This window comes from uncultured Adlercreutzia sp., assembly GCA_910585575.1.
In the GTDB taxonomy this organism is placed as follows: Bacteria; Actinomycetota; Coriobacteriia; order Coriobacteriales; family Eggerthellaceae; genus Adlercreutzia.
Genome location: CAJUFS010000007.1, coordinates 7222 through 23522, shown reverse-complemented (window position 1 = coordinate 23522; position 16301 = coordinate 7222). Strand labels below are relative to the sequence as shown.

Genomic DNA, 16301 nt, shown 5'->3' with positions numbered 1-16301 from the left:
CGGCCGCTAAAGCCCAACAGATCCACCTCGCTAAGGGAGGGGAGCGCCAAGCTCCCCTCCCTTGCGTATGTTCGTTGCGTGTCCGCCCGCTCTAAAGTTCCCCGTAAAGATTCTGCTGGAAACGAACACTACCCGAACGATCCTTTTGTCGTCTTGAAAGGAGAGTAGAGCCTTGTTACAGTGCTCATCGGTTTAGGAATGATTTAACTCCGTAAATTACTACGTGTTATAATACGTATAAAACTAAAACTATGTTTACGGAGGTAGTTATGCCGACGGTGAAGGACGGACACTTGGTTTTTGGCCGTGATCAAATCGTATCTGCCTCGCAGGCAGCAAAAAACTTCGGTGAAATTCGCCGTCGCGCACTGCTGCAGCCCCAGTACATTTCTGATCGCAATGCTGCCATTGACGCTGTCCTTGTAAATTTCGACACATTTGAGGAACTCGCTGTTGAGAACGAGCGCTTAAAGGAGGAGCTCTTGTACGAGCGCGCCGCCCATCGGATTTCCCAAGCTGATGCTGATCCAAATCATCGATCGATCCCCTTGGAGGAAGTTATGAGCCCCGAGGAGTATCAGGGGTTTCTGGCCATCGACACCGAATCTGTTTCCGACGAGGAGCTGTTCGAGTGAGCGAGCGTAAAGGACGTTTTCGCATTGCCTTCATTGACGTCGATGCCGAGAAAGAGTACCGGATGCTGGACGGCTCTCAGCGCAAGCTCGTTGACGCTGGCCTTGCTCGCCTGCGTGAGCGGGCAGACGAGATAGGGAAGCCTTTGATGGGGCCGCTTGCGCAGTGCAAAGAGTTGAAGTTCAGAAACGCGGGTCTTCGCATTATCTTTCGCATTGTAGGCGAAACGGTGGAAGTTCTTGATATTGTCCAGGTTGTCGCAATTGGGAGGCGGGATAAGGACAAAGTCTTTCGTACGGCGGAAAAGCGCCTTCGCTTCCCGTTCCTTTGTTGCGCAACGTAATTCCTGTCGAGACGGTATAATTGTCCCATTACCACACTGTCATTGCTGGCTTGTCTTTGGTCGCGGCCGGTTGAGAAGGGAATCGCATTCAGCATGGGGAAGCTGTCTCGGCATACGGGAGCTGCGCGTCGCGTGCGCAGTCTGGGGCTTGGATGGCCGAAGATGCTGTTGCTTGCCTGCTCGCTGACGGCTACGATCGGCTCGGTGGCGGTGTACGCCACGGCGGCGGTGGCTCTAGCGGGACAGGACGAAGGTGCTGACTTCTCGGGATTTCCCGGCATTGTCGCTCCCGTTGGGTCGGCAAACGCGTCTCACGAAGAGGCCTCGGCCGATGCCCTGGCGCAAACGGGAGTGGGGGCGCAAGGGCCCGATGGCCGATCTCAGGAGGCGCAGTCCTCTGATGCGGGCAATGCGCCTCAGCAGAACGCTCCAGGGAGCAGTGGGGGCGGACGCGACGATGCGGCAGCTTCAGATCAGGCTTCTACGGCCGCTTTTCCTTCGGTAGCCTCTCAAAACGACAAGGGCTCTGCTGACAAGACGGCCGATTCACCAGACAGCGCCAAGGGCCAGGACAAGAAAACTGGCTCGTCCGATACCTCGCAGCCAGCTGGCTCCTCGGGCTCCTCGAAGAAACCGGCCTCTTCCTCATCCAACGACGCAACAGCCGGCACTTCGTCTTCCAGCAAGCCCTCGGGCTCTACGGGTGGTTCTTCCTCCTCCGCACCCAGCGGGTCCGATTCCTCCGATTCGTCGGCCTCGAAGCCTTCCACGGGTACGGGCGATGCTCCGTCCACTTCCACTACGCCATCCACCTCCGATACGCCCTCAAGCGGCTTGAGCGAGGCCACTGAGAAGAAAATCCACACGCAGCTGACCAGCAAATACAACGACCTGGCGCCCCTTGCCGAGGACGTGGCCGAGGCGGTATCCACCTTCGATGCCACCGTCGACGAGGCTTCTGCCTCGGCGCGCAAGAGCGCCCTTTCAAAGGCGAAAGCGTTGTACACGAAGGCTTCGGATGCCTCGGCGGCTATGCAGTCGCTGTCGGTTCCCGCGAAGTCGCAGTATCGGGCCAACTACGACGACATGCTTATTCTCTACGACGATTTGGCCACGGCAGCCGATGTGCTGCGCCGGGCGTGGAGCGTGGCCTGCGGATCGGTGGACGTGAGCGGCAAGACCGAGCCGCGCCAGGTGGTGGCAGCCTATAGCGACAGCAGCGGAAAGCTGAATGCGCTGAAGGACTACGAGAAGCGCTATCCGGGGGCGCGTCCGTGAGCGAAGAGCTGAGCTGTCGAAATCCGGAAGACGAGGGAGCGCTTGCCGCTGCGCCTGCCTCGCGGCGCCTGCGCGTGGTTTCAGTGCGCTCGTTCGAGGCCGCCCATGCCGTGCGCTCGGCGTCACGCGATGAGTTCCTTAGGCGTTTCGCCACGTTGCTGATCGACGAAGAATCGGCGCGGTTCGGCGGTGCGGGCTGCGTCATGCGCGCGACGAATCCGCGTGGCGAGTCCTTTGCGGTCAAGGTGCTCGGAGGCCGGAGCGCAGCCTACGCGAGCCTGTCGTCGGAGGTTGATTCCGAGCCGCCGGCATGGGCTCAGGCCGCTTTCGAGGAAGAGTACGCGGCCCACCAGTCCCTTTCCGGCATCAAGGGGTTTCCGCGCCTCTATGGTCGCGCTGAAATCGACGGTCGCCCTGCTCTTATCATGGAATGGATCGAGGGCGTCACGCTTGCTGCGGCACTGCCCTCGTTGGCAGTGGATGGCCACAGCCGCCTCTCTCCGCTCACGGCGGCCCGACTTGGGCGCGATCTGTTCGACCTGCTCACGCGCATGGCCCTGGTGGCGGGAGGGTTCGCCCATCGGGACATCTCCCTGGCCAACGTTATGATCGATACCGCGCAGCTCTCGGTGGCCCAACAGGTAGAGGAGGGCTCCTTCGAGCTGCGGCTCATCGATTTCGGCTCGGCGGCGACAGAGGAGGAACAGGACCGCTCGCTCACGGCGGTCTACGGTGCGCCTCGCGGTGCCACGGCCGATTTCGCCGCGCCCGAAATGCTCACGCGCGATGTGGCGGCGGTGGCGGCCCATCGGCACGCGCCCGCGGTGGACGTGTACGCGGCCGCCGGCGTGCTGTACCGCCTGCTGTGCGGCCGCGCCCCCTTTGATCTTTCCCAAGCCGATGATCAGGGAGAACCCCTCTCTCCCTATCGGTGCAAGACCGAGACCGAGCCGGCGCCCTTCGCCGGCGCCCATGGGGCCTGCGCGGCGTTTGGGGCCCTTGGCCCCGTGTTAGCCCGCGAGCCGGAAACTGCGGTGATTGTCAGTCGGCATCTGGGGGCGTTGGCCGGAGATCCTCCCGAGAGGGAGGTAGCGGCGGCGTTGGACTCGGTGGACAGCACCTTGGGGCCGCTGCTGGAAACCTGTCTGAGTGCGGAGCCGCGCCAACGACCGAAGGCAGAAGCAGTGCGCGAGGCCCTTGCGGCGTTCTGTGCGAGCTACGACGAGAACGTCGGCCGAAGCCTGCGCGGACAGGCGGTTTCCTCTTGTCTGGAGTATCTGCCCGTGGGGCCCTTCGGTCTGACGCCGCGACGTTTCGCGGCCGGCGCCCGACGGGTCATCGGCGTGACGGCCCTGGTGGCGTGGGCGGCCGTAGTCGTTTCGAGTGCCGTGCTGCTTGGGGGAACTGAAGTTGCCGTGACGGCTGGGCCGTTCGATTGGGCCGGCCCTGTCTCCCCAGTGGTTGTTGCCTTGCTGGTGGCGCTGCCGGGTGCGCTCGGTCTTCTTGCCCGAGGCCGTCGGCGGCAGAGCGGTGATGATGTGCTGCGCGGTTCGCTTGGTCTGGTCTGCGGCATGGTCCTTGTGCTGGTTGCACTCGTGTTCACCCAGGCCAGCGTGGGGTCTCTGCAGCTGTTTGCCATGGCCGAAGCGGCTGCGTCGCTCTGTGCCTGGCTGCCCATGGTTTCCGACTACGTATTTGGCGAAGAGGGTGTGCGCCGCTGGGCGCGCAAAGCCCTGCCGCCGGCGGTTTCCGCCCTGCCCGCTTCTCTTGAGGAGGTTTGCTCATGAGCTCCACTCCCACTACGCCCTGCTCGGTGCTGTTCGACACCATGAAACGCCAGGGCGGCATTAGCTATAAGAATACGGCGGCGCTTATTTTGTCGGGGCGCCCCCTATCAGACGGTCGCAGCCCGGCCAGTCGCGTCGACGACCGCACCTGGGTATCGCGTTTCGTGGTGCACGCGCCAGTGGGGTCGCTGCAGGAGAACTACTTCGGCGACTTCACCGTGTCGGCGCTGCGCCTTATCTCGCGCCTGAAAACGCGCAACGGGAAGGCTATGACCAGCGAGAAGATTCTTGCCCTGGTGTCCGACGAGGACGGGCGCGCCATGGATCGGGCTCTCGAAGCCTGCGGCCAGCCCGCGTCGCTGTATCGCAACGCGCTGGAGCGTTTGAAGGGCGAGGGGTCGCTGACGGCCGAGGAGCGGGCCGAGGTGGCCATGGTGCTGTTCGTGACGGTGGCCTGTACGGCCAACGCGCGCCGCGCCGTCGCCCGGGCGCTGGAGTTCACCCAGAAGGCTCACGGCGGCACTTTCGTCACGCCCGCTACCGTGCCTGACGGCACAGCCCCGCAGACACCGACTGCGCCGCGGGTCAGCCGCTTGGGCTTGCTGCCGCTGACGGATGGCTATGTGGAGGGAGCGCCGTTTTGGCTGGCGCCCACGGAGGCGGGGACGCTGCTGGGTTCCCTTGCGTTGGCGGCCGAGGCGGTTACCGATGTGGCCGCCGATGTCTCCGGTGAGCACGCCCGCATTTGGCTCGATGACGGCCAGTGGCTCATCGAGGGGCTTGATTCCCGCAACGGCACCGTGCTCGTCGACGGCTTGACGGGAGAGGAGACGGTGGTGGAACCGTCGCGCAGCGAGCGCAGCGGGTTCTCGCCGCAGCCGGTGCCCCTCAGCGCTGGCGACACGCTGCGGCTGGGGTCGGTGACAACGTTTTTGGTGGTGGAAGGGAAGCCGATCGAGTAGAGAGGGCGGCCCCGGCTGATCTAGGCGCCGCAGCTATTTGACGCGCGCGGTTTTCACGGCCGACCAGTTGCTGTAGAAGGTCTTGCCGCCCACTTTGTAAACGGTGCGCACCCGCACGTAGTACTTCTTCTTGGCCTTCAGCTTGGTGATCTTCGCCGAGCGCTTCGTCTTGCCCTTCACGTACTGCGTCTTCTTGCTCTTCTTGAACTTCTTATCGGTGGCGCATTGCACCTGGTAGCCGGTCACGTTGCCCGAAGCCTTCTTCCAGGTGGCGGTCAGCGCCCGCTTGCTGCCCTTCACTTTGGTCAGGGAGGTTTTCTTCACCGTGGGCTTGACGATTTTGAATGTCGTGGACACCGAGCCTGTGTAAGCCCCGCATCCTGCGACCGTGACACGGTAAGAGCCGACCCCCGTGCGCCCTTTGCTGTATGTAACGTGGAAATCGGTTCCGGATCGCAGCTTCTTTCCGGCAAGCTTAACAGTGACGGTGGGTTTCTTTGCTTTGCCGTTGAAAGTGAAGCTGCGGGCCGAAAGCGAGAGCGTTGCACGACTGAGAGAAGTTTTGGCCGCGCTCTGCGAGGTTGAGGGAGCAGTGCTACCCGAAGATGCGGACGCATTGTTCGATGACGAAGGCGCATTGCCCGATGGCTTATTGGTGGAAGGGGTATCAGGCGTTGCGGGAGCCGTGGGTGTAGTGGGAACCTCGGGAGTGCTGGGCGATTCGGGCTCCTCCGGTACCGGCAAGATGTCGGCTGCCGCCCACATGGTTACATGGTCGGTCACCAGTTGGTAGTGGCCGGCATCGGCTCCCATCAGGCGATAGGTAACGGTCACGTCTTTTCCGCTTCCCACTTCGGCATCGTCGAAGTGGGCTTCTGCCTTCAGCACCACGTCGTCTCCAGGAAGGATTACGGGCTTGGCAGAGTCGCTTTCGGAGGGAAGGCAGGTAAGCTGCGGCTCTTTGCCAGGGGCGAAGGTGGCAAGGGTGGTGCCGTCGTAGGTCTTCGAGGCGATAGTGCCCGGCGCCACCGAAATACGCTTGCGGTCGATCTGGAACGGCACCATGGCGGTAGCCGCGACGCGCTCGGTACCATCGGCGTTTTGGGCGCGATAGCGCAGGACCTTGTAGAAATCCTCGGTGTCGTTGGCGGACAGGGCATCCGATTCCCATTCCCAGGATCCTCCTTCTACTTCAGCACCGGCGAGGGTAAAGACCCGGGCTGCCGTACTGGCCGCCGCTTCCACAGTGGCGCCGTAGCAATCGCCCGCATCGAAGAGTGCGGGTTCGAAATGATAGGGAGCATCAGCGTAGGCCTGGTTGGTAATCACGGGGCCGTTGGTGAAGAGGGGGTTGGTCTTGACAAGGTTGGTAAGCATGGCTTCGTAAGGGTTGTAGCCGTAGTTCAGGGCAATGTGGCTCGTGTTGAAGCGCGTTGCGTCGACTACGGTATCGGATCCTACTAGCAGGTAGGGCGGTGCGGCGGTAGGGTCGGCCTCGGAAGCTGCCAAGTTCAGGGCAACATCGACAGCGTACCAGAGGCCGTCAATCTGCACGATGTTCCACTGGTGGTACATATACGAGCTCTCGAATCCCAGCGAGCGGATAATCTCCTTACAGGGTGATTGGTCGACGGCCAGCGCGCCGTCCTCGATGAGGCACGGGATGCCCGCTGCGTCACAGAGCACCTTGAAAGCTGCGGCCAGACCCTCGCTGGTAGGCGCATCGACCGCGCTTTCAACCTGCTGCGCGTTGCCGTCTTCGTCGGCGACAAGATCGCCCTCCCAGGCGATCTTGTTCGGGCCGTCTTCCGACTTAGATCCAACAAGGGCGTTCAAGCAGCGAAGACTTTCCCAGGCGGTGGTGCGGTATTTGAAGCCGCCTGCGCCTCCTACCTGGGCTTCCGTGAGTTTGTTGTAGGTATTGCGCTCGCAGAGGAAGTCGTTGAGCAGCGCGACCTTCTCGGCATCGGTGGCGCCTTCGGGAAAGCGGTCGAGGGCTTCCGCCACCTTTTCATCGCGCAGCTTGATGCCTTGGCGAATGCGATTGCTGCCTAAAGTGCCAGAGCAGAGGGGCATGTCGCTGAACTGCAGTGCGCCCCCAAATCGAGCGGTGCGCACATCGGCGTCCGGTCCCTTCAGGAAAACTCGGAAGGACACCAGGCCTTGGCTTTGCATGTCGCTGGTCTGGCCGTACCAGCACTGGCCGTTCAGCCAGAACACCTCGGGATGGTCGCGCCGAAAAGCCGCCCAAGCCGCATAGGTTTGAGCGATCGTCTCATTGGTAACAAACTCGCGTTCCTCGGCATCGAGGTAGGAGAAATCGAGAACTTTGAAGAACGAAGAAACCGCAGTTTTCCCGATGACGGGATCGCTGAAGGACGCGGAAGGGGAGTAGTACGAGCTGTCGATAAGGTAGGGAGTCTCGCTATCGGGATTCGAGCCCTCGACCAGCCAATCGTAATACTGCTGCGCGTAATCGGGAAGCACCGTGCGGGACCGCCAGTCGTCGTGAAGCCCGGAACGAAGGAACGGGCTCGGAGTATCTTCGGTAGGATACACGTCCGAGAAAGCCAGAGAGGGAGCGATTGCGAGCGCAAGCAGGCAAACGCAAGCCGCCAGCGCACCGGCGCGCACAATATTGCGGCGCACATTCGCCCAGCGTTCAATGTATTTATGGCAGAAGTCTCTCACGCCAGCAGGCTCTCCCGAAACAAAGCAGTGTGGTGCCAAGATTGTAGCATTTCGCCCTGGGTTATAATGATTTGCATCAGAGAAAGGCATTCCTTATGGCGCTCATGACAGTTTTTCATGGCAGCGGAGACGTGGTCAACACTCCTGAAATTCGCATCGGAAGATATACCAAGGATTTCGGCCCTGGGTTCTACTGCACCACGCTTCGTGAGCAGGCGGAGCGTTGGGCGCAGCGCGCCAAGGTGCCTCGGGTGAACACCTATCGCGTGCGGTTGAACGACTCGCTTGATATAAAAGAGTTCGAAAGCATGACGGAGGAATGGCTCGACTTCATCATTGCTTGCCGCCATGGCGAGCCGCATAACCACGATGTGGTCATAGGCGCTATGGCGAACGACCAGGTCTATAACTATATTTCCGATTACATGGACGGCGCGCTTACCCGGGATCAGTTCTGGGCTTTGGCGAAGTTCAAGTACCCGACGCACCAAATTGCATTCTGTTCGGATAAAGCGTTGGAGACCCTCGAGTTCGTTCGCTGCGAGGAGGTGTAGCGTGGAGGGCAGGGAAAGCCAGCGAGCAAACGACATCTTTTTTGCGTGTAGCCTGATCGACTATATCGCGCGAAGGACGCTGAACAAGCGTGCAGTCGTGGTAGACGCTTTGGGTCGCGATCGCATTCGCAAGATCATCGAGCTTGCCGACGTATATCACAGCGATAACATCGACGCGGTAAGTGACGAGTTTATCGAAGAAGCCGGGATTGTAGCTGGTGACTTCGACAATGTGGGCACGGCCAAGTACGCAGTGCCCTCTCATTGGGATATCGGGAAGGTTTACAAGCGCCTGGTGCTGCAAATTGCAGAGACTGAAAACGTTGACGATGTCGAGGCGCTTTTCCGCGCCTACCACTCTTTTGTAAGCGATCTCATCGACAACTACAATGGCAGCTTCTACTACGATTCCCCAGCCGCCATCTACGACGCGTATGCAACGGGAGAAGTGGAGTAAGTCACTTGATATAGCTGGCGTAGCGACGTTGGCGGTATCGAAGCAGCGGTCCTGATTTGATAAATCAGGACCGCTGTGTTTAGAGACACGATGTGCAAGCTGTTAGCATCTCTGGCTTAGTAGATGTGGGTCATGGAGGCTGATGACTGTTTGGTCGGGAAGCTCTCCATTCACTGTATTGATGGAACGATCATTCGTACGTTGTTGAGAACGATCGGCCACTAGAAGGCTTCAAGGAGCCTGGTTGAAAGAACTTGAAGCCTCGATGTCGGGGTAATTGCAGATGAGATCTGATCTGACAGAGTTCTGTCGTAATCCTTTGCTGTTTCCGCTGTCATAGCTGCATATTTATCGAGATCTGAGAGTGCATTTTTTGCGTCGCCGATGACGTCACGTAGTGTGTCTCCTTCTGTTGTTGTCAGGGTTACGCGACTGCTTGCCAGTTGGTCTGCGGATTCGAGGTACTGCAGGGCCGTTTTAAGCTCAGATACCGACATCTTAAAGTAGAGCAGTTTTAACGAACCGTCTCCGTAGTTGGATCCTGAAAGGTAATCCTGCAGGGCTTTGCTCACGCAATCTCTGGCTTTAGTTGAGTAGCTCTTAAGATTGTTGGCGTCAGAATAGGACCATTTTGTGCCCTCGGGTTCTGCGGGAGCGGAGGGTGTGTTTGGCTTGGGCGGATTTGCTGGTTGGGTTGCTTCGGGGTACTCTGGAATAACAATTCGTTTCGTTCCCTTTGGGATCGTCGTGCCGTAATAGAACGTCTTTCCTAATCCGATTCCGTTTGCATACAGGTATGCTCTATCAAGCAGTTTTCCATTTTTGTCATAGCAAAACGCATACTCTCCCCAGTTTCCACGTGTGGGTGTGCCGCATTTCACCATCTTGAACCATACGTCCATGTAATAGTACGAATTACCCCACTCGCGGAAGCTGTACTTTGTCAGGGACATGCGGTTATTTTCATATCCTTGCTCGCCGAAACTTGCGGGTGCCTCAACCTTAACTCCGTCCCATGGATTAGTGGGCTTTTTCTCCCATTTCGCATAAAGTGTGATGTTGCCGGTGGAACCTTTTTTGATGGAGGTAACCTTTTTAGTTAGCTTCTTGTTCGAGTACCACCCTTTGAAAGTGTATCCGTTTCTGGTGGGGGATTTGAGCTTGAATGTTTTTGTACTTATGGTATATGAAGATGCATTGGAGCTGCTGTTCTGGCCGCCGTTTAGCACGTACTTGATCTTGTATTTCTTTTTATTCCACTTTGCATAAACTTTGGTAGATTTGTTTTTAACGACAGTAATCTTTTTCGTTAGTTTCTTGTTTGTGTACCAACCTTTGAAGGTGTAGCCCTTTTTGGTCGGGTTCTTTAATTTCAGCTTGCCCGTGTATTTCGATGGATTTGCTCTGTTGTTTTTACCGCCATTTAGCACATATTTTATTTTGTAAGTTTTGCTGGACTTTTTCGTTGCCGCGAACGCTGCTTCAGGCGAAAGCTGGGTTTCAGCTAAAGCAAGAACCGATGATAGCGATACGATTAAAAGTGATGCTATCAATAAATTTAGTGGCTTTGTTTTTCGAAGTGTCATTCTTCCTCCTTCTCTCGGCCGTCCTTAGATCATCTTAGCCGTGCTTCATGCGATTTTGTTGCGCAACAAAATAAGCTTTTACCTGCGAAAACTCTGCTTGAAACTTGCGGTGTATCCGCTAGAGTTGAGAGTGCGCTGGGGGTAGGCCGTAAGGGCCGCAGGCTTTGGATGCGAAATGCGACGAGATGCTCCTCCGACGGTTTGGGCATAACAACCGTGGGGACGCCAGCGCGGAAGATAAGGAAGGTATCCGCCACAGTTACCACACTGCGTCGGGGCGCCGAGACACGGCAAACCACCAGAAAGGCAGATACCCTCCTTGTCGACGGTTTGTCCGTGATTCTATTGAATTGTGGCGCCTTCCAAACGGATAACGCAGTGTGGTGAGGTCATTGTAGCACGGAAGCGCCGCAGTTAATTGCTAGCGGTCTAGCCATGCTTGATCTTCCTGATTTCGCCCAGGAGCTTATTGAACGCAGCGGCATTCGTGCGGCTCAGGCGTAGTGCTTCAAGCAACCCTCGAGTTAAGGGTCGGACCCATCCAATCCCAGCATCGATGGACGGGTCCGACTTGTTTCTGGGGGAAGAATTGCTCCACTTGAGCCGGCAGCAATTCTTCGATTAATGCAGACAGCACTACTCCATCACTTCGGGGTGGTCGCCCTTCCATTTCTCTTGGTAGGATTTCAGCAGTTCGGTTGCGTCTTTATATTTCTCTTTAGCCAGCTCTTTCAGGAAGTCGACTAGGTGTTGGTTGTAATCGCCATCAAAGTTGTTCGTTATGTACTGATAGCGAGTTTCTTGGGCAAGTTTTGCTTCTCCGAGGTACTCGTACATAAGTGCCGCCATGGCCAGCTTGCCTTCGCTCAGCATCTCGTCGGCGATGCGACGCTTGCTGTCCGTCACGGCTTCTCTGTCTGAGACAGTGAGATACCAATTTTCCGCATCTGCGAATTTTCCGTTTCTGAAGTCCCGACTGCCTAATTCGATAGCGCTTGCATCTCGCAAGGCGACAGCATCTCGATAGGAGCCGAGGGTCTGAAAGCCTGCAAAGCTGGCTTCGAATTCACCGTTCTCGTAGTGTGCCATAGCGCGATCGTAGCTGGCGTTCGGCACGAGAGCGTCGGTTTTAAGGAGCAGGAAACCGAATATAGCGATTATTGCAATCCCGATAGCGGCCCAGATAATCGCCGTCCGCTTCTTCCGTGCTTTTCTCTGCGTTGCCCTTTCCAAGAGCTTGTCTTCGTTTTGGAGGTCAAGTATGTCCCGCTTCGGAAGGTTGCAATTTACGCAAGTTCCTTGGCCGACGTTGACCGTTCCGCAAGAGCAACGCCACCATGCGCCATGATCGATGGCGGCAAATTGGTAGCAATTAGGGTCTTTTCTGAGCTTCTTTAACTCGATCACGCGTTCCTGGGAAGCCTGAGGGGAAAGCGAAACAGGTTCTTTTTCGTCGTTCTCTGGCAACGCTCCAGTGCTGAACCACTGATTGCCTCCGCCGGAAACAGTTTTGATGCACGCTTCTACTGAAGAGACCTGAGAACCCTCCAAAGCGATAGGGTCGGGTCGCGCTACGCAATGAGACGGAAGGTCGGCGTCAAGGGGCTCGTAGGTCACTGCCTCCGTGAATCCGTCGGCGTAGTGGATAGTTGCTTCCAGCTTGTAGCTTTCCGCGGTTGTGTCCGAGACGTTTACGATCTTGAGCTGCAGGTAGCATTCACCGGTTGCAGTGTTACGTGCCACTTGCACGGCTGAAAGGTAAAGGGGGCATCCTGGCTCCCAGGTTACTCCGCCGTTTGTGCTGTCGCCACGATAAACAACTTTATAATCAGCCACGATCTGACCTCCTAGATTCGGGGCATCTCATCGCGGATCTGTCGATCAGGCTCAATGACGGGGGCCTGCGTCTGGCCGCGATCAGGCAGCGAAGCGGTGTATAGGCCGAGCACGATGGGGGAGGCGAATATTCCTACAAGCCACAGCATGCCGGCGCCATCGCGATGAAATCCTTTTTCTTTAGCGGCCTCCACCAGAAGGTAGATGGCCATAAGCCATACAATGAAAAGCGCCAAGCCTATGAATATGAAAACAATGATCATTTCTCCGTACATATTTATCCTCCTCGTTAGCGATAAATTCGCTGCCCCACGCAGCGCTTCTCGCCCATGCTAACCCGCTTTTCCGGGAATCCGTTGCGCAACAAATTGGACGGAACGGATAGGGAAGGTCGCCCTGCTTCTAAGAAATATTGGGAAGCGAAGGCATCAACTTCTCAAAATCTTTGAGAAGTTGATGCCTTAAACCCTGGCGATTCTACTTTCAAGTTTTCCTTTTAGACTGAAGGGTCTTGTGCTATTATTGATCGCTGTATCTCTGCGCCAGACTAGTATTTTTATGCCCAAATTCAGGCGCAGCGGGAGAAAGGACTATCGCGTGGCTGACGCTGCCAAGAAAAATCCTGAAGAGAACGAAGAAGTTGTTGTGACCGAGGTTGTCGAGGATATCGAGGACGACCTGGACGATGACGATATGGAGAACGCCGAGCCGCCCGCGACTGAGACGGTCGAGCAGTCCTCCGACAATCTGACTGAAGACAAAATCGAAGCCGGCATCGATTCCGAGGAGGACCTGCTCGAGGGCATCCCCGAGGAAGAGCTGAAGGCCACGGTCGAGGCGGCCTCGCTGCCGAAGGTAACCCCCCGTACCAAGGCGAAGGCCCGCACCAAACGCAATGCCGACGCCAACGTCACTATGCTCACGGGCGACCCGGTCCGCATGTACCTGAAGGAAATCGGCAAGGTGCCGCTGCTTACCGCCGCCGAGGAAATTGACCTCGCCATGAAGATCGAGGCCGGCGTGGCCGCCACCGAAGAGCTGGAAAAGGCCGAGGAAGACGGCATCGAGCTCGATCGCCGCGAGAAGCGCCGCCTGGGCCGCATCGAGCAGGTGGGTCTGGACGCCAAGCAGCAGCTCATCGAGGCCAACCTGCGCCTCGTGGTCTCCATCGCCAAGCGCTACGTGGGCCGCGGCATGCTGTTCCTCGACCTCATCCAAGAGGGCAACCTGGGCCTCATCCGCGCGGTGGAGAAGTTCGACTACACCAAGGGCTTCAAGTTCTCCACTTACGCTACCTGGTGGATTCGCCAGGCCATCACCCGCGCCATCGCCGATCAGGCCCGTACCATCCGCATTCCCGTGCACATGGTGGAAACCATCAACAAGCTCGTGCGCATCCAGCGCCAGCTTTTGCAGGAACTCGGTCGCGAGCCAACCCCCGAGGAAATCGGCGAGGAAATGGGCCTCACCGCCGAGCGCGTGCGCGAGATCCAGAAGATCTCCCAGGAGCCGGTCTCCCTGGAAACCCCCATCGGTGAGGAGGAGGATTCCCAGCTCGGCGACTTCATCGAGGACGACGCCGCCGTGGTGCCGCCGGACGCCGCCAGCTTCAGCATGCTGCAGGAGCAGTTGGCCAAGGTGCTCGAGGGTTTGGCCGAGCGCGAGCGCAAGGTTATCTCCCTGCGCTTCGGTCTGGAGGACGGCCACCCGCGCACGCTCGAGGAAGTGGGCCGCGAGTTCGGCGTCACCCGCGAGCGCATTCGCCAGATCGAGTCGAAAACACTGGCGAAGCTTCGCCATCCCAGTCGCTCCAGCAAGTTGAAGGATTACTTGGAGGACTAGCCCTTTGCAGCTTGGGTTTGCGGCCCCGGAGCAATTCCGGGGCCGCTTTTTTGTTGCAACAGGTTGAAAGTGGGGCACAATGAACGAACGCTGTTTTTGTCTGGCAAAAAATTGGACTTTTGACCAGTGTTTTGACTCAACGAGCCAATTTCGTCGGATTGTCCGATGCTGGCATGGCGGTTGGCAAGTGCGTTGCGGCGCTATTTGGCCAAATCCACTCCATTTTCCTAAGCTTTCTTGTGTTTTGCTGGTCAGAAATGCCAATTTTTGCCACAGAGGCACCGCTTTCGTTCTCGAAGAATGGCGCTGCCCCAATAATCATCGCTTTGACCTGCGGTGCAATATTTTGATAAGAAATGCGAAAGGAAAGATGAAGAGAACATCCATGGATGTTCCAAAAGCCGCGTACTAGACTTTTCTATCGAGGGGGGCTCCGGAGCCCCAGGGAGGGCCTAAAGGGGCTCTTTTAGGACGAGGAAAGGGGAGTCTATGGAAAAGACTGCATCCACTCGCATCAGCCGCCGTTCCTTCGTGGCGCTGTCCGGTTTGATGGGAGCAGGTCTGGCGCTGACCGCGTGCAGCCCGTCGAAGTCGGAGGAAAGCCCTGCCGAGGAGGCTGCCAAGCTGCAGCTGGGCGGCGAGCCTTTGGACTACGACACGCTTACGTGGTCCGGTTGCCATGTGAACTGCGGCAGCCGCTGCCCGCTGAAGGTGTACGCCAAGGACGGCACGGTCATCCGCATCTCCGTGGACGATGACGGCACCGACGAGTTCGGTCCCGGCAAGATCCAGCAGCTGCGCTCCTGCACGCGCGGCCGCACCAACCGCCAGCGCATCTACAACGACACGCGCGTGCAGACGCCGCTCAAGCGCGTCGAGGGCACCAAGCGTGGCGAGGGCAAGTACGAGGAGATCTCCTGGGACGAGGCCATTGATCTCATCGCCACTACCATGAAGGAGATCAAGGACGAGTACGGCAACGACGCCTTCTACATCCAGTACGGCACGGGCGTGCTGGGCGGCACGGTGTCGAAGTCGTGGCATCCCGACCAGACCGCCTTTGCTCGCCTCATGAACCTGTGGGGCGGCTATCTGCGCCAGTACGCCGACTACTCCACCGGCCAGATCACTTGGGACCTGCCCCTGCTCAACGGCGACGCCTGGTCCAACAACGACGTGATGAACCTGGTGAATTCCAAGAACATCATTCTGTTCGGCAACAACCCGGCCAACACCCGTATGTCCGGATCGGCCATGCAGTACCTCATCACCCAGGTGCGCCTGGAGAACCCCGAGGCCAACATCATCGTGGTCGATCCGCACCTGTCCGACACGGCCGTGGGCATCGCCAACCGCTGGATCCCCATCCGCCCCGGCACCGACATGGCGCTCGTGGCCGGCATGATCCACTACCTGTTCACCGAGGGCAAGCTCGACGAGCAGCTCATCCGCGACAAGTTCATCGGCTTCTACTCCGACACCTTCATGGAGGACGTGAAGCTCGGCGAGCCGAAGAGCACCGCGTTCATGGGCATGGATCCCACGGGCAAGCTCATGCCCAAGGAGGATATGTCCTACGAGGCCTACCTGAAGGGCACCGGCGCCTACAAGGGCTCGGGCGAGAAGACGCCGGAGTGGGCCGCGGCCATCACGGGCATCCCGGCCGACACCATTCGCGAGCTGGCCGACATCTTCATGGACCACCCCACGGCCACCATCCAGGGCTGGGGGCCGCAGCGCCACTCCAACGGCGGCAACAACACCCGCGCCATCGGCCTCATCGCGGCCATCACGGGCAACGTGGGCATCTCCGGCGGCGGTACCGGCGCCCGCGAGGCCACCGGTGGCGTGCCGTACCCCGTGCCCAGCGCCATTCCGTGCTTCCCCGAGAAGAACACGGTGGACGTGTGCGTGTCGTTCTTCGACTGGTACCAGGCCATCGTGGACTACAAGTCCATGAACGACGCCACTTGGGGCATCCGTCACATCGACGAGAACGGCGTCACCAGCTACGCCGAGAAGCCCGGCACCATCAAGCTGAAGGCCCCCATCAAGTTCATCTGGAACTACGGATCCAATGTGATGATGGGCCAGCATGCCGACATCAACGAGATGCTCAACATCTGCAACCTGCCCGACGAGAAGGACTCCGGCGTGCGCATGATCGTCACCGTGGACCCGTGGATGACGCCCACGGCCATGGTCTCCGACATCATCCTGCCGGGCACCACGCCCTTCGAGGAAGAGGACATCATCCAAGGCGGCACCGGCTGGACGGGTTTCGTGTGCATCGAGTCCCGCGCCATCGAGCCCTTGTTCGAGGCGAAGCCGG

At 58.5% G+C, this 16301-nt stretch carries 13 protein-coding genes; 9 read left to right on the top strand and 4 right to left on the bottom strand.

All coding sequences use genetic code 11. The features are described 5' to 3' along the window. The first annotated feature begins 269 nt into the window (after window positions 1–269). The 5 genes from QZ307_RS01585 (at window position 270) to QZ307_RS01565 (ending at window position 5003) form a co-directional block, all read left to right on the top strand. Entirely contained in the window at window positions 270–635 is a 366-nt protein-coding gene (locus QZ307_RS01585; RefSeq protein ID WP_295994795.1) for a hypothetical protein, read from the top strand. Continuing rightward, window positions 632–976, top strand: a complete 345-nt coding sequence (locus QZ307_RS01580; RefSeq protein WP_295994792.1) for a hypothetical protein — start codon at window positions 632–634, stop codon at window positions 974–976. Before QZ307_RS01585 ends, QZ307_RS01580 begins: the two co-directional genes overlap by 4 nt. Window positions 977–1069: 93 nt before the next feature. After that, a complete protein-coding gene (locus QZ307_RS01575) occupies window positions 1070–2254 on the top strand; it encodes a hypothetical protein (protein ID WP_295994789.1) in 1185 nt (394 codons plus the stop codon). Continuing rightward, entirely contained in the window at window positions 2251–4041 is a 1791-nt protein-coding gene (locus tag QZ307_RS01570) for a hypothetical protein (protein ID WP_295994788.1), read from the top strand. Before QZ307_RS01575 ends, QZ307_RS01570 begins: the two co-directional genes overlap by 4 nt. Beyond that, window positions 4038–5003, top strand: coding sequence for an FHA domain-containing protein (locus QZ307_RS01565; protein WP_295994785.1), 966 nt, complete (start codon window positions 4038–4040; stop codon window positions 5001–5003). The genes QZ307_RS01570 and QZ307_RS01565 overlap by 4 nt, the downstream gene beginning before the upstream one ends. A 33-nt stretch (window positions 5004–5036) precedes the next feature. On the opposite strand, the gene QZ307_RS01560 is transcribed toward QZ307_RS01565, so the two are convergent. Further along, the gene (locus QZ307_RS01560; RefSeq protein ID WP_295994783.1) at window positions 5037–7490 is read right to left on the bottom strand and encodes a YDG domain-containing protein; all 2454 of its coding nucleotides are present in this window, start codon (window positions 7488–7490) and stop codon (window positions 5037–5039) included. Window positions 7491–7789: 299 nt separating this feature from the next. Here QZ307_RS01560 and QZ307_RS01555 point away from each other — a divergent pair, with 299 nt between their 5' ends. Beyond that, window positions 7790–8248 (top strand): DUF3990 domain-containing protein, encoded by a 459-nt coding sequence (locus QZ307_RS01555; RefSeq protein WP_295994780.1) that lies wholly within the window; start codon window positions 7790–7792, stop codon window positions 8246–8248. Between the two features lie 97 nt (window positions 8249–8345). Beyond that, window positions 8346–8705: a hypothetical protein gene (locus QZ307_RS01550; RefSeq protein WP_295994777.1), complete on the top strand. Its 360-nt coding sequence runs from the start codon at window positions 8346–8348 to the stop codon at window positions 8703–8705. Between the two features lie 221 nt (window positions 8706–8926). Here QZ307_RS01550 and QZ307_RS01545 read toward each other — a convergent pair whose 3' ends face one another. The 3 genes from QZ307_RS01545 to QZ307_RS01535 all read right to left on the bottom strand — a co-directional run bounded on the left by QZ307_RS01545 (window position 8927) and on the right by QZ307_RS01535 (window position 12402). Next, a complete protein-coding gene (locus QZ307_RS01545) occupies window positions 8927–10291 on the bottom strand; it encodes an InlB B-repeat-containing protein (protein WP_295994774.1) in 1365 nt (454 codons plus the stop codon). A gap of 636 nt (window positions 10292–10927) precedes the next feature. Continuing rightward, on the bottom strand, window positions 10928–12127 hold the full coding sequence (locus QZ307_RS01540; RefSeq protein ID WP_295994771.1) for a hypothetical protein: 1200 nt from the start codon (window positions 12125–12127) through the stop codon (window positions 10928–10930). An 11-nt stretch (window positions 12128–12138) separates the two neighbouring features. After that, the gene (locus QZ307_RS01535) at window positions 12139–12402 is read right to left on the bottom strand and encodes a hypothetical protein (RefSeq protein WP_295994768.1); all 264 of its coding nucleotides are present in this window, start codon (window positions 12400–12402) and stop codon (window positions 12139–12141) included. A 418-nt stretch (window positions 12403–12820) separates the two neighbouring features. On the opposite strand from QZ307_RS01535, the gene rpoD reads away from it, so the two are divergent. After that, window positions 12821–13969 carry an RNA polymerase sigma factor RpoD gene (gene rpoD / locus QZ307_RS01530; RefSeq protein ID WP_295994814.1) on the top strand — a complete coding sequence of 383 codons (1149 nt, stop codon included), beginning with the start codon at window positions 12821–12823 and terminating at the stop codon, window positions 13967–13969. A 489-nt stretch (window positions 13970–14458) separates the two neighbouring features. After that, a partial coding sequence (locus tag QZ307_RS01525; RefSeq protein ID WP_295994766.1) for a molybdopterin-dependent oxidoreductase occupies window positions 14459–16301 on the top strand: 1843 nt, incomplete at its 3' end.